The following is a 22,378-nucleotide window of genomic DNA, read 5'->3' on the forward strand; positions in this document are numbered from 1 at the left end:
TGAACACCGTGCTCTTGCCGGCGCCGTTCGGGCCGATCAGCGCGTGGATGGTGCCGCGGCGAACCTGCAGGTTCACCTCCCGAACCGCCACGAACCCCTTGAACTCCTTCGTCAGGTTGCGCGCTTCCAGGATGATGTCGTCGGTGGGTCCGGTGGTCATTCCTGTCCTCTCCCGGTCTTGGGTCGGCCGTCCGGCGGCGGGCCGACATAGCGTGATGTCGGCCGCAGCATGCGTCCGGTCCGTTCCTGTTCGCGCACATGCGCCGCCCATCCGGCCGCGCGGCTGGCCGCGAAGAGCGGCGTGAAGCCGGCACGCGGCACACCGAGCGCTTCCAGCAGCAGGGCGGCGTAAAATTCCACATTGGTGTGCAGGGGCCGCTCAGGACGACGCGACGCCATCACCGAAAGAACCGTCCGCTCGACCGCTTCGGCAAAGGCGAGCCGACCCTCGGGTGCCCGGCTCGCGCCGGACCGCTGCAGAGCCAGCAGGCTGTCCTTCATGACATCGGCGCGAGGATCGCGGATATGGTAGGCCCGCGACCCGAAGCCCATCAGGCGCTCCCCCCGGTCGAGCGCATCCGTCACCCAGACGTCCGAATGGTCCGGCTCACCGATGGCGTCCAGCATGTCGAGGACGAGCCCCGGCGCACCACCATGCAGCGGCCCTTCCAGCGCGCCCAGTGCCGCCACGGCGGCGGCCGACAAGCCGCCTCCGGTCGAGGCGACCACGCGGGCGGTGAAGGTCGAGGCGTTCACACCATGATCGACCATCGCGACCAGATAGCGGTCCAGCGCCCGCATTTCCGCCTCGCCGACCGCGGCACCATGGATCATGCGCAGCAGATCGGCGGCATGCGGCAAGGAGCGGTCCGGCGCCACCGGGGTCTGTCCGTGAACCAGCCGAATGGCCGAAGCGGCGGCGACGGCGGCCCCCGCCACCAGCAGCAGCGGCGTCACCGCGCCTCCCGGCAGCGAGGCCAACAGGACGCGCTGAAGCTCGATCACCGTGAGATCGGACGGCATGGCCGCAAATTGGGGAGACAGCCGCGCGAAGGTTTCGCACCGCGCCTCCCCAAGCGCATCCGGGCTCATCTGCGCCGGGATCTCCGCGTCCCACAGAAGCGCCACGACGTCTTCATAGGACCGGTCGATCAGGTCGGGCAGTCGACGCCCACACATCACCATTTCACCCGTCGCCGGGTCGCCCCCGCTCAGGCTGGTTTCGGCGGCCGATATCCGCTCCATCGTCATGCTGTCCGGTAAGGGGGAAAGGGCGCCACCACCGGGAGGGCTGCGGCGGATTCGGTGGGAACCCTAAGCAATTCGCCCCCCGGCTCAACTTCATTTATGTAAGCAGCGCATTACCATCGGTTATGCTTCATCAGCCTCCGAGCCTTGCGGAGCGCCGCCTACATCTTCTTGACCAGGGGGCAGTCGCTTTCCGACAGTGGCCGGAAGGCGCGGTCGGCGGGAATGCTGCGGACCAGCTTGTAATAGTCCCAGGGCGACTTGGCCTCGGCCGGGGTCTTGACCTGGAAGAGATACATGTCGCGCAGCACCCGGCCGTCCTCGCGCACGGTGCCGTTCTTCGTCATGAAGTCGTTCACCGGGGTCTCCTTCATCGTCTTCATGACGGTGGGAGCGGCGTCGGTTCCGGCGGCCTTGATCGCCTTCAGGTAATGGCTGACCGCGCCGTAGACGCCGGCCTGGTAGAAGGTCGGCATCGCCTTGCGTTTCTCGAAGAAGCGCTTGGAGAAGGCGCGCGTCTCGTCGTTCATGTCCCAATAGAAGGGCGTCGTCAGCATGATGCCCTGCGTCGCCGGCAGGCCCAGCGCATGGACCTCGCTGATGGCGAGCAGCAGCGCCACGATGTTCTTGCCCGACTGGCCGAGCCCGAATTCCGCCGCCTGCTTGATGGCGTTCTGGGTGTCGGCACCGGCGGTGGCGAGCGCCACGACCTTGGCCGGCGAGGCCTGGGCCTGGAGCAGGAAGGAGGAGAAGTCGGCATTGTTGGCCGGCATCCTGACGCTTCCCACCACCTTGCCCTTCTGGCTTTCGACGACGGCGCCGGTGTCACGCTCCAGCGCGTGGCCGAAGGCATAGTCGGAGGTCAGGAAGTACCAGCTGTCGAAACCCGAGGCCACCACCGCTTCGCCGGTCACATGGGCCAGCGCATAGGTATCGTAGGTCCAGTGGATGCCGTTCGGCGTGCAGGCCTTGCCGGTCAGGTCAGAGCTGGCCGGCGAGGAGAAGATGGCGACGCGGTTCTTCTCCTTGGTGATCTGCTGCACCGCCAGCGCCACGGCGGAGTTCGGCACGTCCATGATGGCGTCGACCTGATCGACGTCGTACCAGCGCCGTGCCGTCGAGGCACCGACGTCGGCCTTGTTCTGGTGGTCGGCGAAGATCAGTTCGATCGGCGTGCCGTTGACGGCCCCGCCGAAATCCTCCACCGCCATCTGCGCGGCAGTGATCGAGCCTTGCCCGGTGCTGTCGGACAGCTGGCCCGACAGATCGGTCAGGATGCCGATCTTGATCTTGCCATCGCTGTAGGCGGCGCTTTGCGCGAGCGCCGGCTGGGACAAGGTGTGGGCAAACAGGCAGGCGGCGACGGCCGCCGTCACGGCGTAACGGTTCATCAGTTCCTCCCTAGGGCGTTTTTATGGATGGCCAGCTTTCTGGATGCTCAGCCGGCATCCCTGGACGCGGCGGCATGCTGGGCGGCCAGCCGGCCGAACACCGCGCCGCGCAGGACCGAGGTCGAGCCGGTGTAGACCTGGTGATAGAGGCCGACCGTCTCGCCTGCTGCATAGAGTCCCGGCATCGGCCGGCCGTTGCCGTCCAGCACACGGGCATCGACGTCCACTTTCAATCCGCCGAAGGTGAAGCAATTGGCCGAGACGATGGGGAAGGCGCGGAACGGACCCTTGGTCAGCGGACGCGCCCAGTTGGTCTTCGCCGGGTTCAGCCCGGTGGTCGCCAGACCGTCTACCCGCGTCGGGTCGAAGCGGGAGGCATCGGCGGGACAGGCGGTGTTGTAGGCGGCGACCGTCGCCAGCGTGGCGTCCAGCGGCAGACCCAGCTTGCCGATCAGGGCTTCGAGCGTCGGCGCCTCGATGGCCGGCACGTCGCTGCGGATGCTGGTGCGCCAGCGCGGGATGTCCTCCACCTGATCGTCGAACAGGACATAGGCGATCCCGTCCGGCTGATCGGCGACGATGCGGGTGATGTGGTCGTAGGTCGCGTCGGCGGTGCCCGGCGCCTCGTCGAGGAAGCGCTCGCCGCGCTTGTTGACCAGCACGCCATAGGGCCAGATGAAGATCACCGCTTCCGGCTGGCGCGACCGCGGGTCGACCGGTTCGGCATGGTAGGAGCCGAAATCGCCGGCCGCCGCCGCCCCGGCGTCAAGCGCCATGCGGATGCCTTCGCCCCGATTGTAGTAGCCGCCGCGCGCCACCGGCCGCACATGTTTGGCGCGCTGACCCATGTAGCGGGTCATCATCTCCGGATTGCCCTGATAACCGCCCGATGCCAGGATCGTCGACTGGCCGCGGATGGCGACGCGCAGCCCGTCCGTCCCGGTGGCATAGACGCCGCCGATGCGACCCTGGTCGTCGCGCAGCAGATCGAGCGCGGTGGTGCGGTAGAGCACGCGGGCGCCCAGCGCCTTCGCCTCCGCCATCAGGCGCTCGATCAGGGCGAGGCCGCCGCCCTGCGCCGCGATGCGCTGGGTGTTCTGGGTCAGCAGATAGATCGGCTGCGGTTCGAAACGCAGGCCGAAGCCCTTCAGCCAGGCGATGGTCGGCGTCACCCGCTCGGCGAAGCGGGAGATCACCTCCGGATCGGGGAAGGGGTGGGCCTTCACATAGTCCGGCCAATGCTCGTAGGGTTCGGCGGCGGCGGCCAGCACGTTGGGGTCGATGTTCAGCCCGGCATTTGCGGCGAAATGCTCCTCGAAATCGTCGGCGATCTCCGAATCGTTCTTCATCCGCATATAGGCTTCAGTCCAGCGCGAGTTTCCGCCGAAATCCTCCTCGGGCGCCCGCTCCAGCAGGGTGACCGACAGGCCGGCCTGCAGCGCCGTCACCGCCGCCGAAAGCCCGGCGATGCCGCAGCCGACGATGACCAGATCGCTGATCGCATGCTCAGACATCCGTGTTTCCTCCGTCATTTCTTTCCTCTCCCGACCTGTCCCGCATCATCCCGCGAGGCGCTGTTGGTTGCTGTCGGTTTCGCTGTCGGCGACGACGATTCCGGCCTCCGTCAACTGCTCGATCGCCGCCGGACCGTAGCCGAGTTCGGCCAGCACCGCGCGCGTGTCCTGACCGATGCGCGGCGGGTCACGGCGGATCACCAGATCGGTGTCCGCCACGTGGATCGGCAGCCGCGGCAGCGCGGTCCGCACCCCGTTGGGCAGGGTGGTCGGCATCAGCCCACCGGTCGCCCGCAGATGCGGATCCTCGAACAGATCCTCGGGCCGGGCGATGGGTGCGAAGGGAATGCGGGCGCGCTCGCACACCGACACCGCCTCGTCCATCGACAGGCTGCCGAACAGCCCGGTCAGCAGCGGCAACAGGCGCGGCCGGGCGGCGATGCGGTCGTTGTTGGTGCGGAAGTCCGGATCGTCGCGCAGGTCCGGCCGGTCGATAACGGCGCAGAAGCGCTCCCAATGGCTGTCGGTGGTGATGCCGACGAAGATCGGCCGGCCGCCGGCGGTGCGGAAGGTCTCATAGACCGCCCAGGCCGACACGCGCTCCGGCATCGGCGGAATCGGCCCGTCCGCCTGGGCGGCATAGCAGAGATGCTGCCCCATCAGGAACACCGTGGTCTCGAACAGGGCGGTTTCGATGGTCTGGCCCTTGCCGGTGTGCTCACGCTCGCGCAGTGCAACCAGGATGGCGATGACCGCGAACATGCCGCCGGTGATGTCCACGACCGAGGTGCCTGCCCGCAAAGGCCGACCGCTCGGCCCCGTCATATAGGCGAGGCCGGTCATCATCTGCACCACCTCGTCCAGCGCGAGGCGGCCGGCATAGGGGCCGTCGAGGAATCCCTTCAGGCTGGCATAGATCAGGCGCGGGTTGACGCGGGCCAGCGCGTCGGCGCCCAACCCCAGCCGTTCCATCGTGCCGGGGGCGAAATTCTCCACCAGCACATCGGCCTCGGCGACCAGACGGCGCGCGATGTCGCGGCCCTCCGGCGTCTTCAGGTCGACAGCGATGGAGCGTTTGTTGCGGTTGAAATAGCCGAAATAGCCGGTGCCGAAGCCTTTCAGATGGCGGGTCGGCTCGCCGTTCGGCACCGGCTCGATCTTCACCACGTCGGCACCGAGATCGGCGAGGATCATCGCGCAGGACGGCCCCATCACCGTGTGGCCGAAATCGAGGATCTTGACGCCGGCCAGGGGAAGCTTTTTGCCGAGGGGTTGGGCAGGGGATTGGTCGATCATGCGCCGTCTCCTGCAACCGGACGCGGCGACGCCCCGTCATAGCGGTAGGGAATGGACGGCGGCATCGGTCCCTTGATGCGGTCGCCCTGCTGCGACTGCTCCCAGGCGTGCGCCAGGATGCCGACCGAGCGCGACAGCACGAACAGCCCGCGCCCGAGCCCCGCCGGGAAGCCAAGTTCGGCGAAGACCACGGCGGTGGCGCCGTCGATGTTCATCGGCAGCCGCTTGCCCTTGCGCGCAGCAAGCGCATCCTCCACCGCGCGGCCGATGGCGGCGGCCTCTCCGGTCACGGCGCCCTCCCCTCTCGCCTCCTCGACCAGGGCCAGCAGCCGGCCGGCGCGCGGATCGACGGGATGGAAGCGATGGCCGAAGCCGGGGATATGCTCGCGCCGCTCCAGCCGGGCGGCGATCTCGCTCTCCGCCGCCCCGGCCACGGACATGCCGTCCACCATGCGGGCGGCGACGGCGGCGTACAGCTCCATGCATTGCTGGCCGGCGCCGCCATGGACGTCGCCCAGCGCATTGATGCCAGACGCCATGGCGTTGTTCAGTCCGACACCGCAGGTGGCAGCCATACGGGCTGTGGCGATGGACGGCGCCTGAGGACCGTGGTCCACCGCCGCCACCAGTGCTGCACCCAACAGCCGGCCCTGCGCCGGTGTCGGCAACTCGCCGCGCAGCATCAACCAGACCATGTCGGGGAAGCCGATCGTGCCGATCAACTCCTCGATGGCGTAGCCGCGCACCCGGATCGAGCCCGGATGGATGTCGATGATCGATGTCCGCCACCAGCCGGTGGCGCTATCGATGGTCGCTTCGGACATGGGAATGCTCCCGGAGGGCTCCCTTCGCAGGCCCGGCCTCAGCCGAGCACGAAGGGGTTTGCGCGGTTGGGTTTGGTGGTGATCCAGACACTCTTGGTCTGGAGATATTCCTTGATCGCCTCCACGCCGCCTTCGCGGCCGAGGCCGGAGCGCTTGTAGCCGCCGAAGGGCGTGGTGAAACTGGTGGAGCGGTAGTTGTTCACCCACACCGTCCCGGCGCGCAGCCGGTCGACGCAGTACATCGCGCGGTGCAGGTCGCGCGTCCAGACGCCGGCCGCCAGACCGAATTCGACGTCGTTGGCGATGCGCAGCGCATCGTCCTCGTCCTCGAAGGGAATGACGCACAGGACCGGGCCGAACACCTCCTCCTGGGCGATGCGCATGTCGTTGCGCACCTGCGTGAAGATGGTCGGCGCCACGAACTGTCCCTGGCCGTACTCCGGCCCCGACAGGGCATGGCCGCCGAGCGCGCAGACCGCGCCCTCCTCCTTCGCCATGGCGATCATCCGCAGGATCTTCTCCCATTGCGGACGGGTGGCGATGGGACCGATCTGCGTGTCCATCTTCGACGGGTCGCCGATGCGCGCCTCACCGGCGGCCGCCACCAGCTTCTCGATGAAGGCGTCGTGGATGGTCTTCTGGACCAACAGGCGCGAGCCGGCCATACAGGTCTGACCCGAGGCGCCGAACACGCCGGAGATGGCCCCCTTCACCGCCTGGTCGAGATCGGCGTCGTCGAAGACGATGTTCGGCGACTTGCCGCCCAGTTCCAGCGTCACCTTCTTCAGGCCTGGCGCCGCGGCCTCGTTGACGCGCTGGCCGCCGATGTCGCCGCCGGTGAAGGCGATCTTGGCGGTCAGCGGATGACGCACCAGTGGCTCGCCCACCTCCGCGCCGAAACCGGTGACGACGTTGACGACGCCGCGCGGGAATCCCGCCTCATGCGCCAGCTTCGCCAGCTCCAGGATAGAGGCGGAGGTGTATTCCGACGGCTTGATGACGATGGTGTTCCCGGCCGCCAGCGCCGGCGCCATCTTCCAGGTGGTCAGCGCCAGCGGCGAGTTCCACGGCGTGATGGCGACGACGACGCCGAGCGGCTCGTACTTCACATAGTTGAAGACGTCGGCCTTGTTGATCGGCACGACCGCGCCCTGAACCTTGTCAGCGAGGCCGGCATAGTAATGGAACCACTGGGCGACGTTCCGCACCTGCCCGCTGACCTCGGCCATCAACTTGCCGTTGTCGCGCTGCTCGATGGCGCCCAGCCGGTCGACATTGGCCTCGATCAGCTCGGCCAGCCGGCGCAGCAGGGCGCCGCGCTGGGTCGCGGTCAGCCCGGCCCATTCCGGCGACAGGAAGGCGCGGTGCGCCGCATCCACTGCGCGGTCGGCATCGGCCTGCATGCCGCGCGGGATCTCCGCCCAGGCCCGCCCCGAAAAGGGCTCCGTCGTTTCGAACCACTCGTTGGAAACCGGATCGCACCAGTCCCCGTCGATGAACAGCTTGTAGCGTTCCACCCTTCGCCTCGCAGAAGTTCTGTTAGATAGAACCGTGTTTCACCTAAGAGAACATAGGCGTGCCAAATGCGTCAAGCCCGAACCATTCGCCTCCTCACTTTTTTCAGCCAGGGCCTTGTACCGGCCATCCTTGACGTACGATGGTGGTGTCGGGGAAAAATGCGCGCCGAGGATGCTTATGGCCCATCAGCCAACAAAGGACGCGATATGACCGATGCGAAGGCCAACATGACGACCGCATCCTCTGGCGGGGTGGAGTCCGTCGACCGGGCGCTGAGCATCGTCGGCTGCTTCCAGGCAGGCGATCACGCCCTGAGTTTGACGGAGATCGCTGCGCGGACCGGTCTTTATAAAAGCACCATCCTGCGGCTGACCGTGTCGCTGGAGAAGGCCGGCTATCTGGTCCGCCATCAGGACAAGTCCTATCGGCTCGGCCCGGAACTGATGCGGCTGGGGGGGCTCTACCAGCGTTCGCTGCGGCTGGAGGATCATGTCCGACCGGTGCTGCGCCAGCTGATGCGGGAAAGCGGGGAAAGCGCGTCCTTCTTCCGGCGCGAAGGGGCATGGCGTATCTGCGCGTTCCGCGAGGATTCGACCCAGGCGATCCGCGACCATGTCCATGAAGGCGACCGCTTGCCCCTGGACCGGGGGGCCGCCGGCCATGTGCTCACCCGCTTCGCCGGGACGGTATCGGCGGCCGACTTCGCCGCCCTTCCCCTGCGCTCCTTCGGCGAGCGCGAGTCGGAAACCGGGGCCGCCGCCGTGCCGGTCTTTTCCCAGCGGGAGGGGCTGATCGGCGCCCTGACCCTGTCGGGTCCGCTGACCCGCTTCACCGAGGACCGCGTTGCGGTGATGGCGCCCCTGTTGCTGACCGCCGGCCGCCGGCTGTCCGAGACTCTGGGCGGACACTATCCGATTTGAGATTTCGCCAGGGCTTCAAGGCCGGCGACAGGGAGTTGACATGGATACGCTGACTCAACAGGTGCGGGACGGGATCGCGGCGAACGGATTCTCGTTCATCCAGGCGCCCGACATGCGGGTTCTGCTCGGCGAGGCCGCTCTGGCGGACTGGGAAGGTTTCAGCCGCAGTTGGGACGACCTGGGCCTCGATCTCTACATGGCGGACGGCGGCCGCTACCGGCGGCGGCGTCATGCCGCCTTTGCCCTTTCGGCCGGGGACATCCGGCGCAAGCCGCACCAGCCCCATTACCAGAGCCGCGACTACAACCCGCTCAACGGCGGAATCGAACGCTGGTTCGAACCCGTCACCGACGGAATCGCGGCACATCCCGCCCTGCGCGCGATCCTGGCGACCTGCTTCGCCCTGTTCGATCCGTTGACGCCGCCCGACGTCCGTCCCGAGGTCTGGCACACGGAGGTTCATCAGTTTCGCATCGAGGCGCGCGCGGGCGAGGCTGCCCAACCCACGCCCGAAGGCATGCATCGGGACGGCGTCGACTGGGTCCTGGTGATGCTGATCCGGCGCGAGAACATCGCGAGCGGCACCACGACAATCCACGATCTCAATGGCCACCCGTTGGGAAGCTTCACCCTGCGCCATCCGCTGGAATCGGCGGTGCTGAACGACGCGCGGGTGTTCCATGGCGTGACGCCGGTGGAACCCGCCGATCCGGACCGGCCCGCCTTCCGAGACGTTCTCGTGGTGACCTTGCGTCGCCCGTGACCGGGTTCTTCCTTTCGGCCTTTCAACGCCCTTCCGCCGGCGCCACCTTCGGGAACAGAATGAAGGCCGCCAGCGCCGCCACGGCCGCCGCCAGCCACACCCCGCTCCAGCTCGCCCGTTCCAGGACATGGGGGATCGCCAGCGGGGCGAGGAAGTAGGCACCGAAGGCGAAGGTGTTGCCGAGGCCGAGAGCCGTGCCGGTGTGCGCGATGCCCGCGATGCTGGCGAGTTCGGTGAAGGCGATGCCGTGCCAGCTGGACGCGACGATCCCGCCGGCGACCAGGGCGACGACCACCGCCGCAACGAACGCACCGCCGGGCTCCGACAGGGCGCTGTCGATCGCAACGAAGCCGGCCAGCACGCAATAGACGACGGCCGTCAGCAAGGCGCATGCCTTGAGGAACGGCCGGCGATTGCGGCGACGGTCGGTGAAGTGGCCGCTCCAAACACGGACGACGGCGGCACCAAGCTGAATCGCCACGATGCTGGCGCTCACCGCAGCGGTGCCGAGATGACCGACATCGTTCAAGAAGATCGCCGCGAAGGTCACGACCGCCACCTGCGGAATACACAACGCGCCGATGCCGAAGACCGTTTTCCAAACCTGTCCGTTGCGCAGCGGTCCCTTTCGGGATATTTGCGAAGCGGTCCCCGCCGTCATCTTCGCCGCCATCACGGGAGGTTCGCTCACCCACAGCCACACGAGCCCGGTGGTGATGAGGCAGAGCGCCGCCAGCGTGCCGTAGACGCCCTGGAATCCGACTCCCTCGGCGAGCGGGGGAAGGATCAGCGCCCCGGCGGCACCGCCGGCCGGCAAGGCCATCTGCCGGACGCTCATGGCGAATCCCCGCTCGCCTTCGCCGAACCATGCCATGACCGCCCGCCCGCTCGACCCGTTCAGGCTGCCGCCGATCATGCCGACCAGCAGGAAGGCGCCTGCGAGAAGCATGGTGGACGGAATGTGGCCCGGCACCGGCGAAACCAGCAGCGCCATGAGCGCCAGCATCAAACCCGTCAGGCCGAGGCCCGTCAGCAGCACCTTGCGGTCGCCCCACCGGTCGGTCAGCATTCCCCACAGCAACTCGCTGCCGGCGACCCCCAGCCCCATGACCCCGATCACCAGCCCCAGATCAGTCGCCGCGAGCCCGTAATCGGCCCGCATGGAAACGGCCGTCGCCGGAAGCCCGGTCAAGGCCGCGGCGAAGCTGCCGTTGGCGGCGACTCCGACCCCCAGCACCTTCCAGCGATGGGAGTCCTTGCCGGTGGCTTTGTCGGTGGATTCCCTACCGGCACCGGCGCCGCCGAAATTTCGCATTGAGGTCCGTTGGCCCCGTTCGTCACTGGTGGTCGTCATGTCCTGAAGCCTCGATGTCGCTTGTGCTTGCCTCCTTGCTGATACCGCGCCACAATCATTCTGATAATCAGGATTATCAGCACCATTAATCCCGAAAACCAGGACTGTTGGCCGTGAGCAAGGTGATCTTCGATCTCGACGTGCTGCGCAGCTTCGTCACCGGAATGGACCTCGGCAGTTTTGCCAAGGCCGCGGACCGGCTGGGCCGCTCGACTTCGGCCGTAAGCGCACAGATCAGGAAGCTCGAGGAACAGGCCGGCATGCCGATCTTTCGCAAGGCTGGTCGGGGCCTTGCCCTGACCGAGGCGGGGGAGACCATGCTCGCCTACGCCCGGCGCCTGCTCGACCTCAATGACGAAGCGGTCACCGCTCTTCACGGCATGACGTCGGAAGGGTGGCTGCGGGTCGGCATGCAGGAGGATTTTGCGGAAAAGCTGTTGCCGGCGGCGCTCGGCCGCTTTGCCCGTGCGCATCCCAAGGTCCGGATCGAGGCGCGCGTCGGCCGCAACAATGACCTGCTCGACCGGGTGGCGCGGGGGCAGTTGGACTTCGCCCTCGCCTGGGACAATGGATCGGCGGCGCCGTTCAAGACCGACATCGCCACTCTTCCCGTCCGCTGGATCGCGCCCGGCGCCGGCATGGCGGTGCCAACATCCGAGGACGGAGCGCTGCCGCTGGTTTCCTTCGATGACGGCTGCTGGTTCCGGGGCGTCGGCACGGCGGCGCTAGACCGTTCCGGCCGGGCATGGCGCATCGCGCTGACGAGCCCCAGCCTTTCGGGATTGTGGGCCGGCGTCGAAGCGGGACTGGGACTCACCCTCCGGACGCCGATCGGCCTATCGTCCGGCGTCCGCGTGTTGGAGGAAGGGACCCATGGCCTGCCTCCGCTTCCCTCGATAAACCTCGCGATCTACCGGAAGGATGCGACGCTCGATCCTCTGGCGGAACGGCTGATCGACATCGTCACGGACGGCGTGCGGGATTTGACCTGACGAAATGCCGCAGACGCCGCGGTTGACCGTCAGCCACAGGCGCAACTACCATACCAGCACCTGGAATGGTAGTATGCGACGCCACGAACGGTCCCGAAGCGGCACCGCTCCCGACGATGGCCGGACTGCTCCAGGAAACAGTTATGAAACGTGCGACCGCCGCCCGGTGGTGCTGCGGGAAACCCGGGTAACCGGTTCCCGCGCCTGCGCATCGGTGCGCGAATCCTGCGCAATGACCGGCGGCGGCGTGCGTCCTGGCTGGAGATGCCAATCATGAGCGAACAGACTATTGCCGACGCCCCACCCGGCCAGTCGGCGGAACTAGGCCGCAAGGCCGGCGGCATCGGCAACGCGGCGGGCAAAGCGGCGGTCACGGTAAGCAAGGCCATCGGCCGCTACCGCTGGACCATCTGCGGCCTGCTCTTCTTCTCGACCACCATCAACTATATGGACCGGCAGGTGCTGGGCCTGCTGAAGTCCACGCTGATGGGCGACATGGGCTGGACCGAGTCAGACTTCGGCGACATCGTCGCCGCCTTCTCGCTGGCCTATGCCTTCGGCTATGTCGGCTGCGGCCGGCTTATGGACAAGGTCGGCATCCGCATCGGCCTGCCGGCCGCGGTCGCCGGCTGGAGCTTCTTCGCCTGCGTCCATGCCCTGATGGGCAGCGTCCTTGGCTTCAAGGTGGCGCGCGCCGGCCTCGGCCTGACCGAGGGGGGCAATTTCCCGGCCTCGATCAAAGCGGTGTCGGAGTGGTTCCCGGCCAAGGAACGGGCGCTCGCCACCGGCATCTTCAACGCCGGCTCCAACGTCGGCGCGGTCGTGGCGCCGATCCTGGTACCGATCCTGCTCGCCCTCTATGGCTGGCAGGCCGCCTTCCTGGTCACCGGCGGCATCGGCTTCTTCTGGGTCATCGCCTGGCTGCTGATCTACCGCAAGCCGGAAGAGCATCCGAAGCTGACGGCCGAGGAACTGGCCTATATCCGCAGCGATCCGGTGGAGCCGCAGGAGAACATTCCCTGGATCAAGCTGCTGAGCTATCGCGGCACCTGGGCGAACATCGCCGGCACCTGCTTCTCGGCTCCGGTCTGGTGGTTCTACCTGAACTGGGTTCCCGGCTTCCTGAACAAGCAGTACGGCGTCAACCTGTTCGGGGCGATGCTGCCGCTGATCATCATCTACACCATGGCGGATTTCGGCAGCGTCGGCGGCGGCTGGTTCTCCTCCCACCTGATCAAGCGCGGTATGAAGCCCCTGCGCGCCCGCAAGCTGACCTTCCTGGTCTGCGGCCTGTGCGTGCTGCCGGTGTTCTTCGCGTCGACCGTGTCCAACATGTGGCTCGCCGTTCTGCTGATCGGCATCGCCGCCTCCGCCCACCAGGGCTATTCGGCCAACGTCTACACCATCGTGTCAGACACCATGCCGCGCAATGCGGTGGGATCGGTGGTCGGCATCGGCGGCTTCTGCGCCTATTTCGTCGGTATGTTCGTGTCGATGGGCGTCGGCCGCCTGCTGGACGCCACCAACGGCAACTATCAGGTGCTGTTCGGCATCGCGTCGGTGCTCTACCTCGTCGGTCTGGCGATCATGCATCTGATCCTGCCGAAGACCGGATCGGGCAAGACCCCGGCCGGGATCGAGGTCTGACCTCGCCTGCACTCCACCTCGCCACTCCGGGGCGCCCTGCCCCGGAGTCCTCACCAGCGACCAACAGCTTTACCGAATGACGGTGCACCGGCCACCCGCACTGACCCCAAGGGCAGCGGACGGGGAGACCGCAGCGACCGCCGCGAACCGGAGCCCACCATGCCCGACGCGAACACCGCCCTGCTGGCGGCCCGTCCTTCACGAACCCGCCTATCCACTGCCACCATTGACCGCCTGCCCCTGACCGTCCAGCGTCCCGCCTACGACCGCGCCGCGGTGACGCCGGGCATCGTCCATATCGGCCTCGGCGCCTTCTGTCGCGCCCATCTCGCCACCTACACCGACGACGTGCTGGCGACCGGCGACCGGAGCTGGGGCATCGTCGGCGTCGACCCGCTGTCCCCCGCGATCCGCGACGCGCTGAAGCCGCAGGATTGCCTCTACACCCTGCTGGTGCGCGAGGAGAACCGCGACCGGCTGCGCGTCGTCGGCTCCTTCCTCGACGCGCTGGCGACCGCCGATCAACTGGGCGAGGTGTTGGCCCTGATGGCGAAGCCGGAAATCCGGATCGTCACCCTGACGGTTACGGAAAAGGGCTATTGCCAGGATGCCGCCACCGGTTCGCTGGACGAGGCGCATCCGCTGATCCGCGCCGACCTTGCCGACCCCACCAACCCGCACAGCGTTCCCGGCCTGCTGGCGGAAGCGATCCGCCGCCGTCGCGCCGCCGGAGTGCCTCCCTTCACCGTGCTGGTCTGCGACAACCTCGCCCAGAACGGTGTCAAGGTGCGCGGCATCGTCGTGCGCTATGCCGAGCTGTGCGATCCGGAGCTTGCCACCTACATCGCCGGGCAGGTCAGCTTCCCCTGCACCATGGTCGACCGCATCACCCCCGCCACCCAGGACGCCGACCGCGCCACGGTGGAGGAAGCGACCGGCTGCGCCGATGCATGGCCGGTGGTGAGCGAGCCCTTCAAGCAGTGGGTGATCGAGGACCGCTTTCCGCTCGGCCGCCCGGCCTGGGAAAAGGCCGGCGCCATCCTGGTCGAGGATGTCCACCCGTTCGAGCTGATGAAGCTGCGCTGCCTGAACGGCGCCCATTCGCTGCTGGCCTACCTGTCGGTGATCGCCGGGATCGAGACCATTGCCGACGCCATGGCCGACCCGCAGCTGCCGGCCGTCATGCGCCGTCTGTGGGCGGAGGATCTGATCCCCACCCTGCCGCCGGTGCCGGGAACCGACATCCCCGCCTATACGGCGGCGCTGGAAGCGCGCTTCCGCAATCCCGGCATCCGCCACCGCACCATCCAGATCTCGTCGGACGGCTCGCAGAAGCTGCCGCCCCGCCTGCTGGAACCGGCGCGGGAGCTGTTCGCCGCCGGCAAGGCGCCGGTGGTGATCCCGCTGGCCGTCGCCGCCTGGATGCGCTTCCTGCTGGAAAAGGACGAGGCCGGCAACGGATACACGGTCGCGGACCCGATGGCGGCGGCGCTGACCCGCATTGCCCGCGTCCATTCCGGCGATGCCGGCGCGCTGGCGGTGGCTCTGTTCGCCATCGAGGACATCTTCGCCCCCGAACTGGTGGCCGAAAACGCCTTCCGCCGGCAAGTCGTCCACCACCTCGACAGCCTGATGAACGCGGGTGGGCAGCGGACGCTGACCGCCTTCCTCGCCACCCCATGACTTGCGGCGGCCATCAAGCCCGCCACCGCACCCGAATTTGAAAGGACCCCATCATGCAGGAAACCTGGCGCTGGTTCGGCCCGGACGATCCCGTCACCTTGGAGAAGGCCCGTCAGGCCGGTGCGACCGGCATCGTCACGGCGCTGCACCACATGAATCAGGGCAGCGTCTGGACTCCTGAGGAGATCCAGAAGCGCCGCGCCATGATCGAGGCCGCCGGCCTGACCTGGGCGGTGGTGGAAAGCATCGGCGTCGGCGAGGAAATCAAGACCCGCACCGGCGACTACCGCACCAAGATCGACAATTACAAGCAGTCGATCCGCAATGTCGCCCGCGCCGGTATCCCGGTGATCTGCTACAACTTCATGGTCATCACCGACTGGAGCCGGACCAACCTGATGCACCGGCTGCCGAACGGCGGGTATGCCCTGCGCTACGACAGCGTCGATTTCGCCGCCTACGACCTGTTCGTGCTGAAGCGCCGCAATGCGGAGGCCAGCTACGACCCCGCCCACATCGCCGCCACCAAGGCGCGGTTCGAGGCGATGACCGAGGAGCAGGTCGCCGAACTGGAGCGCAACCTGATCGACTGGCTGCCGGCCCGCGACTTCGCTTATGACCGCGACAGCTTCCGCGGCATGCTGGAGCTGTACCAGCAGATCGGCGTGGAGGATCTGCGCGCCAACCTGATCGAATTCCTGCGCGAGATCACGCCCGTCGCCGAGGAAGAAGGGGTGCGTCTGTGCATCCACCCCGACGACCCGTCCTTCCCCATCTTCGGATTGCCGCGCGTCATGTCCACCGCCGAGGATGTCCGGGCGCTGTTCGACGCCGTGCCGCAGGAGGCCTGTGGCCTGACCCTGTGCACGGGCTCCTTCGGGTCCAACCCGAAGAACGATCTGGTGGCGATGGCAAAGGAGTTCGCCCCGCGCATCCATTTCGTCCATCTGCGCAACACCACGCACGAGCCCGACGGCTCCTTCTACGAGGCTGACCATCTCGGCGGCGACACCGACCTGATCGGCGTGGCTGCGGCGATGATCGACGAGGAGGCCCGCCGCAAGCGGTCCGGCCGCGCCGACGCCCAGATCCCAATGCGCCCCGATCACGGCCATCTGCTGGGCGACGACATCGGACAGACGATGAACCCCGGCTATTCCTTCGTCGGGCGTTTGAAGGGTCTGGCCGAACTGCGTGGCGTCATGCGCACCATCGAGGCCTTCCGCGAAAAGCGGCTGGCGTGACCGGTGGCGGGGTCCCTCTCCAGTGCGGGGGAAGGGGCCCCGCGATCCGGGCACAGGCGGTCATCTCGACCTTTACGCGCTCTCTCCCTCCCCGGCCTTCCGCCGGGCGGCCAGCGCCAGCATCAGCCCGCGGTCGCGTTCGGCCTCCAGCGTGGCGACGGAGCGGCCGGCGGCTTCCTGTGCGATGCCGTCGACCAGCAGACGGCAAACTTCGGGCGTCAGGCTCGGGGTGCCGAGAGTCGCCCAGCGCCGTTCCTGGCTCGGCCCGAGATGGTCGAGGTAATGGGCGATGCCGCCGGGTCCACCGCCCAGGTGATAAGCCATGTGGGCACCGATCACCGACCAGCGCAGGCCGGGACCATGCACCAGCGCGGCATCGACGTCGGCGACATCGGCGATGCCCTCCGCGACGATGTTCACCGCTTCGCGCCATAGCGCGGAGGCCAGACGGTTGGCGATGTGGCCCACCGCATCCTTCTTCAGCGCCACCGTCACGCGGCCGACACCGCGATAGAAACTCTCGGCCCGGCTCAACGTCTCCGCATTGCCGGCGAACAGTTCGACCAGCGGCATCAGATGCGGCGGATTGAAGGGATGGGCGGTGATGAAACGGTCGCGCCGCGCCACGCCTGCCGCCAGATCGGTCCAGGTCAGCGAGGAAGTGCTGCTGGCGATCACCGCGTCGGGCGCAGCCGCGGCCTCCACCTCGGCATAGAGTGCATGCTTGATGGTGGTTTTCTCGGGCGCGTTCTCCTGAATCCACGCGGCGCCCCGGACTGCCTCGGCGACCGATGGCGCGACGGACAGGCGGCCGGGCCGGTCGGCCGTGGGCCCGAGCGCCCGCAATTGCCCGAGCAGCGGCTCCACGCGTTCCGGCAGGGCGGCCAGCACGCCGCCGTCGGGATCCCAGGCGACCACATCCAGCCCATGGGCCAGAAACAGCGCCGACCAGCTCTGCCCGATCAGTCCGCAGCCAAGCACCGCAACGGATGAGATCGGCAGCGGGGATGACGGCATTGGGAACTCTCCTGCGCGGTGATGTCGGCCAAGATTGGGGATACGGAAACACAGTGCGGCCGGAGTTGGACTTCGCCCGCCACTGCATCGTTATGATGCATCATACAGCAAAATCTCACAGGTAAAAGAACGCGTTGGAACCGGGCGACGCCCGTGTGGGGGGTCCTGTCAGCCTTCGCGCCAGCTTGTTCAATCATCTCGGTCTCACCGCGTGACGGGGCATGGAGCGGCGCATGCGGGGAGCCGCCGATCCACCGAAATACGCGACTCCCCGTATGGGCGAACGGCGGGGCGGATCATTTCATCCAACGCAATAATGAAATGCCAAGGCCGGTCATTCCCGCCGTCCTGCGGATGCAGCAGTCTGGCGGTGGGGAACGGTCCCGTCCACCGGATCGCTCGCTCCCTTCCCTGCTTTGCTTTCATCCAACCCGAAGGAACCCGCCATGTCCCGTCCGCCGCTTCCCCCCTTCACCGAAGCGTCCGCCATCGAAAAAGTCCGGCTCGCTGAGGATGGCTGGAACAGCCGCGATCCGGCGAAGGTCGCTCTCGCCTATATCGAGGACAGCCGGTGGCGGAACCGCGCCGAGTTCGTGATCGGACGCGCCGAAATCCAGGCCTTCCTGACCCGGAAGTGGAACAAGGAGCTTGGCTACCGGCTGATCAAGGAGCTTTGGGCCTTTGCCGGGAACCGCATCGCCGTGCGTTACGCCTACGAATATCACGACGACAGCGGCCAGTGGTTCCGTGCCTACGGCAACGAGAACTGGGAATTCGCCGAGGACGGGCTGATGCGGGCCCGGCACGCCAGCATCAACGAACACCCGATCGCCGAGACGGAGCGCAAGTTCCATTGGCCGCTCGGCCGCCGGCCCGACGATCATCCCGGCCTCAGCCATTTCGGCTTCTGACCCCGACCTTCGCCGATAGAAACGGCTGGGTCGTTCCAACGTCCGCCGGCACGCGGAGCAGGCTTGCGATGCCACCCGCCAGGGTGAGGACGGCCGCCACGGCAAGCCCGATCCGGGGCGCCTCCACTGGACCGGAAATCAGGGAAAAGAGCAGTGTCATGGTCACCGCACCGGCGGTCTGCCCGACCAGCCTTGCGGTGCCCTGCATCCCTCCGGCGGCACCGCTGCGCGCCTTCGGCACCGTGAGCAGCATGTTGCGATTGTTGGGCGTCTGGAACAGGCCGAAGCCGAAGCCGCTGATCACCATGAAGGCCAGCAGGGGCAGCGGGTCACGCTGGAGCGGCCAGAGTGCCGACAGGGCGAGCCCGGCGGCAAGCAGCAGACCGCCGCCGGCGCACAGCCAGCCCGTCGGCAGGCGATCGGAAAGCCGGCCCGCGACCGGCGCCGCGACGGCGGTCGCGAGTGGCCACGGCACCATGAACAGCCCGGCGGTGAAGGCGTCCTGCCCCAGCCCGTTCTGCAGGTAGAAGGGCAGCGCCACGGTGCTCGCCATCTGGCCCGTGAAGCAGAGGACGGAGGCGACCACCGACAGGCGGAAGGAGCGCACCCGCAGCAGGTCCAGCGGGACCAGCGGCGCCTCCTGTCCGTGTTCCCGCCGGATCAGGCCGGCAAGGCAGAGCGCCGCGACCAGCAGCAGGGCGCCGCCCGCCCCAACCTGGGACGCGACGGTCTCGGCTCCCATCACCAGCGCCACGAAGAAGCCGGCGTTGAGGGCAACGCTGACGGGGTCGATCCGGCGCTTCACCCCCTCGACCGCGGGCAATGCGCGTGCGGTCAGCAGCACGATGACGCCGATCGGGATGTTGACGGCGAACAGCACCGGCCAGGGGGCGATGGCGAGGATGGCCGCCCCGACGGTCGGCCCCGCCGCCGACGACAGGGCGATGACCAAGGCATTCCAGCCGATGGCAGCCCCCAGCAGCCGCGGCGGATAGACGAAGCGCAACAGGGCGACGGCAAGCGACATCACCGCGGCGCCGCCCAGGCCCTGTATCAGCCTTGCGGCGACCAGCCAGGGAAGCGTCGGCGCCAGGGCGCAGCCGGCCGAAGCGGCGGTGAAGAGGAGCACGCCGCCGGCGAACACCTTCCGATACCCCAGGCTCTCGCCGAGGGCACCCGCCGGCAACAGCGCGACCACGAGCGCCAGCTGGTAGCCGGTAACGATCCAAACGGACTCGGCCGGCGCAACACCCAGCGTGTCGGCGATGGTCGGCAAGGCAATGTTGACGACGGCGCCATCGAGCACGACGAGCACGAGAGCCGTCAGAATGGACACGACGGCGGCGACGCGGCGGAAGCCCGACAGCCCCTCCGACGGTGGGGAAACGGCCGGCCGGGCGGCAGTGGATGGGGGCATTGCATGTCTCCAGGAAGTCTCGGAGACCAGTATGGCGACGCCGCGACATGGCGGTAGACGCAGCCCATGCAGAGTATTCCTGCATGATACGCCATGTGTTAGCGTTTGTGCCCATGGCCGATCCCGATTTCAACCTCCTCGTCGCGCTGGATGCACTGCTTGCGGAAGGCAGCGTGGTCAATGCCGCCCGACGGCTCGGTCTCAGCGATTCCGCCATGAGCCGCACATTGGCGCGCCTGCGGGACGCCACCGGGGATCCGCTGCTCGTCCGGGCCGGACGCGGGCTGGTCCCGACGCCGCGGGCCATCCAGCTGCGGGCGCGGGTGCATGATCTCGCCGACGAAGTGCGCGCGGCGCTGCGCCCGGCGGTGGCGATCGACATTGCCGGGCTGGAACGCACCTTCACCCTGCGCGCCAGCGAGAGCTTCATCGAGGTCTTCGCCGCCCGGTTGGTCAGCCGGGTCACTGCAGAAGCGCCGGGCGTTCTGCTGCGGTTCGCACCTAGGACGGATCGGGGTGTGCAGGCGCTTCGCGATGGCCGCATCGATCTGGAGATCGGCGCCCATGCGGAAACCGCGCCCGAGCTGAAGGTGCAGAAACTGCTCGGCGACCGGCTGGTCGGCGCCGTGCGGGACGGCCATCCGCTGACGCTGCAGGAGGCGGTGACGGCCGACCGGTATGCCGCCTGCGGCCATGTGGTTACCTCGCGCAGCGGCCGGGCGAGGGATCAGGTGGATGATGCCCTTGCCACCCTCGGCCTCTCCCGCAAGGTGGTCGCCGTGGTGCCGAGCTTCCCGGCCGCCCTGGCGATCGTCCGCGCGTCGGACCTCGTTGCCCTGGTGTCGGAGCGGCAGGTCGCCTCCGGCATAGCCGGGGTTCGCACCTTCCCGCTTCCGGTGCCCATGGGGGACGTCACGGTGACCCAGATGTGGCACCCGCGCCAGGATGCCGATCCGGCCCACCGCTGGCTGCGCGGACAGGTGCTCGCCGCCTGCCGGGGGACCGACGACGGAGCCCCGGCGGGGACAAGTGGCTGATGAATCGGCGTGCCCTACCCTGCCCCTAGCGCCGGGCTACCGGGCGGACGGTGATCTCATTGACCCCGACCTCCCGCGGCTGTTCGATGGCGAAGAGGATGGCCCGCCCGATCGCCTCGGGTTCGATCGCGTTGCGGCGGTACTCCACCATCGCCCGCGCGGCCGTTTCGTCGGTAATGGTGTCGGCGAGTTCGGAGCGGGTCACGCCGGGATAAATGCAGGTCGTGCGGATCGTTTCGCTTTCCTGGCGCAAGCCGTCGGTGATTGCCCGCACCGCGAACTTGGTCGCGCTGTAGACGGCGGAGGTCGGCACCACCTCGAAACTGCCGACCGAACCGATGTTGACGACGTGTCCGCTCCCCTGCGCCTCCATGACCGGCAGGACGGCCGCGATGCCGTGGAGGACGCCGCGGATGTTGACGTCGATCATGCGGTCCCATTCCTCGACCTTCAGCGAGGCGAGCGGGGACAGCGGCATCACGCCGGCATTGTTGACGAGGACGTCGATCCGGCCGAAGCGTTCGCGCGCCTCGGCGACGAAGCCTTCCATGCTGGCACGGTCGGTGACGTCGAGGGCACAGGCGGCGGCCCTGCCGCCCTTCGCCATGATTTCCCGGACGAGCGTGTCGAGCCGGTCGGTCCGCCGCGCCCCCAGCATCAGGGTGGCGCCGGCCTCGGCGAGGACGCGCGCGGTGGCTTCGCCGATGCCGCTGGAGGCACCGGTGATGAGAACGACCTGATCGATGGTCATGGCTGTCTCCTGTGGTTCGTTGATTGCGGCGGTCACTGCGCCGTGTAGCCGCCGTCGACGAAGAGCTGTGCGCCGGTGATGAAGCTGGAGGCCGGCGAGGCAAGGAAGGCGATGGCCTCAGCCACCTCCTCCGGCCGGCCGATGCGCCCGACCGGATGGGCGTCGCCGAAGCTCCGCAGCATCTCCCGGCCGTTCTCGACCACGCCCTCCATGATGTCGGTGTCGATGACGCCGGGCAGGACCACGTTGCAGCGGATGCCGCGGCGGCCATATTCGACGGCGACGATGCGGGCGAGCTGCGCCGATGCCGCCTTGGACGAGGCGTAGGCGGCCTGCGTCGGGAAGGCAGTCGTTGCCGACAGCGAGGAGTTGATGACGACGGCACCGCCGCCGCCCTCCTCCATCAGCGGCACCGCGGCGCGGATCGTGACGAAGGCGCCGCGGGCGTTGATCTGGAAGATGCGGTCGTACTCCTCGACCGAGGTCTCGCTCAGCGGCTTGTTCAGGGTGCGTCCGGCATTGCAGACGAGGATGTCAAGCCGGCCGAAGCGCTCGCGTGCGAGATCGACCGAGCGCCGCGCAAGCTCCTCGTCGGACACGTCGCCGACCAGGGTGGCGATGTCGGCGGATTCCAGCGACCGGACCTCGTCGGACAGGTCGGACGCGACGATCCGCGCGCCACGAGCCCGCAGCAGGTCGAGCACGGCGCGTCCGATGCCGCGACGGGCGCCGGTCACCAGCGCCACCTTGCCGGTCAGATCATAAGAGTTTGGCAGGTTGGTCATTGCGATCTCCATAAATCCGGCGGAGCGATTTGTGCGCCCGCCATCCATGCCCAGAAGGTGGCAGTG

General features: G+C 67.9%; 20 protein-coding genes. 8 read left to right on the top strand and 12 right to left on the bottom strand.

Annotated elements, in window-relative coordinates; translation table 11 throughout:
• From TSO5_RS19595 to TSO5_RS19625, 7 genes are all read right to left on the bottom strand, one after another.
• Window positions 1-160, bottom strand: a 160-nt coding sequence (locus tag TSO5_RS19595) for an ATP-binding cassette domain-containing protein (RefSeq protein WP_146203811.1), incomplete at its 3' end; no start/stop codon positions are given.
• The gene (locus TSO5_RS19600; protein ID WP_199230946.1) at window positions 157-1,245 is read right to left on the bottom strand and encodes a citrate synthase; all 1,089 of its coding nucleotides are present in this window, start codon (window positions 1,243-1,245) and stop codon (window positions 157-159) included. The genes TSO5_RS19600 and TSO5_RS19595, both read right to left, overlap by 4 nt.
• 164 nt (window positions 1,246-1,409) lie before the next feature.
• Window positions 1,410-2,639: an ABC transporter substrate-binding protein gene (locus TSO5_RS19605; protein WP_109153126.1), complete on the bottom strand. Its 1,230-nt coding sequence runs from the start codon at window positions 2,637-2,639 to the stop codon at window positions 1,410-1,412.
• A gap of 47 nt (window positions 2,640-2,686) precedes the next feature.
• Window positions 2,687-4,153 (bottom strand): FAD-dependent oxidoreductase, encoded by a 1,467-nt coding sequence (locus TSO5_RS19610; RefSeq protein ID WP_109153150.1) that lies wholly within the window; start codon window positions 4,151-4,153, stop codon window positions 2,687-2,689.
• Window positions 4,154-4,198: 45 nt separating this feature from the next.
• On the bottom strand, window positions 4,199-5,449 hold the full coding sequence (locus TSO5_RS19615; protein WP_109153127.1) for a CoA transferase: 1,251 nt from the start codon (window positions 5,447-5,449) through the stop codon (window positions 4,199-4,201).
• A complete protein-coding gene (locus TSO5_RS19620) occupies window positions 5,446-6,273 on the bottom strand; it encodes a citryl-CoA lyase (RefSeq protein WP_109153128.1) in 828 nt (275 codons plus the stop codon). Before TSO5_RS19620 ends, TSO5_RS19615 begins: the two co-directional genes overlap by 4 nt.
• A 38-nt stretch (window positions 6,274-6,311) precedes the next feature.
• Entirely contained in the window at window positions 6,312-7,790 is a 1,479-nt protein-coding gene (locus TSO5_RS19625) for an aldehyde dehydrogenase (RefSeq protein WP_109153129.1), read from the bottom strand.
• A gap of 207 nt (window positions 7,791-7,997) precedes the next feature.
• Here TSO5_RS19625 and TSO5_RS19630 point away from each other — a divergent pair, with 207 nt between their 5' ends.
• Window positions 7,998-8,711 (top strand): IclR family transcriptional regulator, encoded by a 714-nt coding sequence (locus TSO5_RS19630; protein WP_158282454.1) that lies wholly within the window; start codon window positions 7,998-8,000, stop codon window positions 8,709-8,711.
• A gap of 40 nt (window positions 8,712-8,751) precedes the next feature.
• The gene (locus TSO5_RS19635; RefSeq protein ID WP_109153131.1) at window positions 8,752-9,474 is read left to right on the top strand and encodes a 2OG-Fe dioxygenase family protein; all 723 of its coding nucleotides are present in this window, start codon (window positions 8,752-8,754) and stop codon (window positions 9,472-9,474) included.
• 22 nt (window positions 9,475-9,496) lie between these two features.
• Here TSO5_RS19635 and TSO5_RS19640 read toward each other — a convergent pair whose 3' ends face one another.
• Entirely contained in the window at window positions 9,497-10,828 is a 1,332-nt protein-coding gene (locus TSO5_RS19640; RefSeq protein WP_199230947.1) for an MFS transporter, read from the bottom strand.
• Window positions 10,829-10,941: 113 nt separating this feature from the next.
• Between TSO5_RS19640 and TSO5_RS19645 the strand changes: the two genes are divergently transcribed.
• The 4 genes from TSO5_RS19645 to uxuA all read left to right on the top strand — a co-directional run bounded on the left by TSO5_RS19645 (window position 10,942) and on the right by uxuA (window position 16,394).
• The gene (locus TSO5_RS19645; protein ID WP_109153151.1) at window positions 10,942-11,820 is read left to right on the top strand and encodes a LysR substrate-binding domain-containing protein; all 879 of its coding nucleotides are present in this window, start codon (window positions 10,942-10,944) and stop codon (window positions 11,818-11,820) included.
• 273 nt (window positions 11,821-12,093) lie between these two features.
• Entirely contained in the window at window positions 12,094-13,467 is a 1,374-nt protein-coding gene (locus tag TSO5_RS19650) for an MFS transporter (RefSeq protein ID WP_109153133.1), read from the top strand.
• Window positions 13,468-13,626: 159 nt separating this feature from the next.
• Window positions 13,627-15,150 (top strand): mannitol dehydrogenase family protein, encoded by a 1,524-nt coding sequence (locus TSO5_RS19655; RefSeq protein ID WP_109153134.1) that lies wholly within the window; start codon window positions 13,627-13,629, stop codon window positions 15,148-15,150.
• Between the two features lie 53 nt (window positions 15,151-15,203).
• On the top strand, window positions 15,204-16,394 hold the full coding sequence (gene uxuA / locus TSO5_RS19660) for a mannonate dehydratase (protein WP_109153135.1): 1,191 nt from the start codon (window positions 15,204-15,206) through the stop codon (window positions 16,392-16,394).
• 72 nt (window positions 16,395-16,466) lie between these two features.
• Here uxuA and TSO5_RS19665 read toward each other — a convergent pair whose 3' ends face one another.
• Window positions 16,467-17,411, bottom strand: coding sequence for a 3-hydroxyacyl-CoA dehydrogenase NAD-binding domain-containing protein (locus TSO5_RS19665; protein WP_109153136.1), 945 nt, complete (start codon window positions 17,409-17,411; stop codon window positions 16,467-16,469).
• A gap of 446 nt (window positions 17,412-17,857) precedes the next feature.
• Between TSO5_RS19665 and TSO5_RS19670 the strand changes: the two genes are divergently transcribed.
• Window positions 17,858-18,322: a nuclear transport factor 2 family protein gene (locus TSO5_RS19670; protein ID WP_109153137.1), complete on the top strand. Its 465-nt coding sequence runs from the start codon at window positions 17,858-17,860 to the stop codon at window positions 18,320-18,322.
• On the opposite strand, the gene TSO5_RS19675 is transcribed toward TSO5_RS19670, so the two are convergent.
• A complete protein-coding gene (locus tag TSO5_RS19675; protein ID WP_109153138.1) occupies window positions 18,303-19,739 on the bottom strand; it encodes an MFS transporter in 1,437 nt (478 codons plus the stop codon). The genes TSO5_RS19670 and TSO5_RS19675 overlap by 20 nt on opposite strands.
• A 113-nt stretch (window positions 19,740-19,852) precedes the next feature.
• On the opposite strand from TSO5_RS19675, the gene TSO5_RS19680 reads away from it, so the two are divergent.
• Window positions 19,853-20,776 carry a LysR family transcriptional regulator gene (locus TSO5_RS19680; RefSeq protein ID WP_109153139.1) on the top strand — a complete coding sequence of 308 codons (924 nt, stop codon included), beginning with the start codon at window positions 19,853-19,855 and terminating at the stop codon, window positions 20,774-20,776.
• A gap of 25 nt (window positions 20,777-20,801) precedes the next feature.
• On the opposite strand, the gene TSO5_RS19685 is transcribed toward TSO5_RS19680, so the two are convergent.
• Complete coding sequence (locus tag TSO5_RS19685; RefSeq protein ID WP_109153140.1) at window positions 20,802-21,527, bottom strand: SDR family oxidoreductase; 726 nt, start codon at window positions 21,525-21,527, stop codon at window positions 20,802-20,804.
• A 32-nt stretch (window positions 21,528-21,559) separates the two neighbouring features.
• Window positions 21,560-22,312 carry an SDR family oxidoreductase gene (locus tag TSO5_RS19690; RefSeq protein ID WP_109153152.1) on the bottom strand — a complete coding sequence of 251 codons (753 nt, stop codon included), beginning with the start codon at window positions 22,310-22,312 and terminating at the stop codon, window positions 21,560-21,562.
• Window positions 22,313-22,378: the final 66 nt, after the last annotated feature.

Source organism: Azospirillum sp. TSO5, assembly GCF_003116065.1.
In the GTDB taxonomy this organism is placed as follows: domain Bacteria; phylum Pseudomonadota; class Alphaproteobacteria; order Azospirillales; family Azospirillaceae; genus Azospirillum.

What these genes read in the sequence shown, in the direction of transcription:
- TSO5_RS19600 (WP_199230946.1), bottom strand. Translation starts at nt 1,245, where the DNA reads ATGGAGCGGATATCGGCCGCCGAAACCAGCCTGAGCGGGGGCGACCCG.
- TSO5_RS19605 (WP_109153126.1), bottom strand. Translation starts at nt 2,639, where the DNA reads ATGAACCGTTACGCCGTGACGGCGGCCGTCGCCGCCTGCCTGTTTGCC.
- TSO5_RS19610 (WP_109153150.1), bottom strand. Translation starts at nt 4,153, where the DNA reads ATGTCTGAGCATGCGATCAGCGATCTGGTCATCGTCGGCTGCGGCATC.
- TSO5_RS19615 (WP_109153127.1), bottom strand. Translation starts at nt 5,449, where the DNA reads ATGATCGACCAATCCCCTGCCCAACCCCTCGGCAAAAAGCTTCCCCTG.
- TSO5_RS19620 (WP_109153128.1), bottom strand. Translation starts at nt 6,273, where the DNA reads ATGTCCGAAGCGACCATCGATAGCGCCACCGGCTGGTGGCGGACATCG.
- TSO5_RS19630 (WP_158282454.1), top strand. Translation starts at nt 7,998, where the DNA reads ATGACCGATGCGAAGGCCAACATGACGACCGCATCCTCTGGCGGGGTG.
- TSO5_RS19635 (WP_109153131.1), top strand. Translation starts at nt 8,752, where the DNA reads ATGGATACGCTGACTCAACAGGTGCGGGACGGGATCGCGGCGAACGGA.
- TSO5_RS19640 (WP_199230947.1), bottom strand. Translation starts at nt 10,828, where the DNA reads ATGACGACCACCAGTGACGAACGGGGCCAACGGACCTCAATGCGAAAT.
- TSO5_RS19650 (WP_109153133.1), top strand. Translation starts at nt 12,094, where the DNA reads ATGAGCGAACAGACTATTGCCGACGCCCCACCCGGCCAGTCGGCGGAA.
- TSO5_RS19655 (WP_109153134.1), top strand. Translation starts at nt 13,627, where the DNA reads ATGCCCGACGCGAACACCGCCCTGCTGGCGGCCCGTCCTTCACGAACC.
- uxuA (WP_109153135.1), top strand. Translation starts at nt 15,204, where the DNA reads ATGCAGGAAACCTGGCGCTGGTTCGGCCCGGACGATCCCGTCACCTTG.
- TSO5_RS19665 (WP_109153136.1), bottom strand. Translation starts at nt 17,411, where the DNA reads ATGCCGTCATCCCCGCTGCCGATCTCATCCGTTGCGGTGCTTGGCTGC.
- TSO5_RS19670 (WP_109153137.1), top strand. Translation starts at nt 17,858, where the DNA reads ATGTCCCGTCCGCCGCTTCCCCCCTTCACCGAAGCGTCCGCCATCGAA.
- TSO5_RS19675 (WP_109153138.1), bottom strand. Translation starts at nt 19,739, where the DNA reads ATGCCCCCATCCACTGCCGCCCGGCCGGCCGTTTCCCCACCGTCGGAG.
- TSO5_RS19680 (WP_109153139.1), top strand. Translation starts at nt 19,853, where the DNA reads ATGGCCGATCCCGATTTCAACCTCCTCGTCGCGCTGGATGCACTGCTT.
- TSO5_RS19685 (WP_109153140.1), bottom strand. Translation starts at nt 21,527, where the DNA reads ATGACCATCGATCAGGTCGTTCTCATCACCGGTGCCTCCAGCGGCATC.
- TSO5_RS19690 (WP_109153152.1), bottom strand. Translation starts at nt 22,312, where the DNA reads ATGACCAACCTGCCAAACTCTTATGATCTGACCGGCAAGGTGGCGCTG.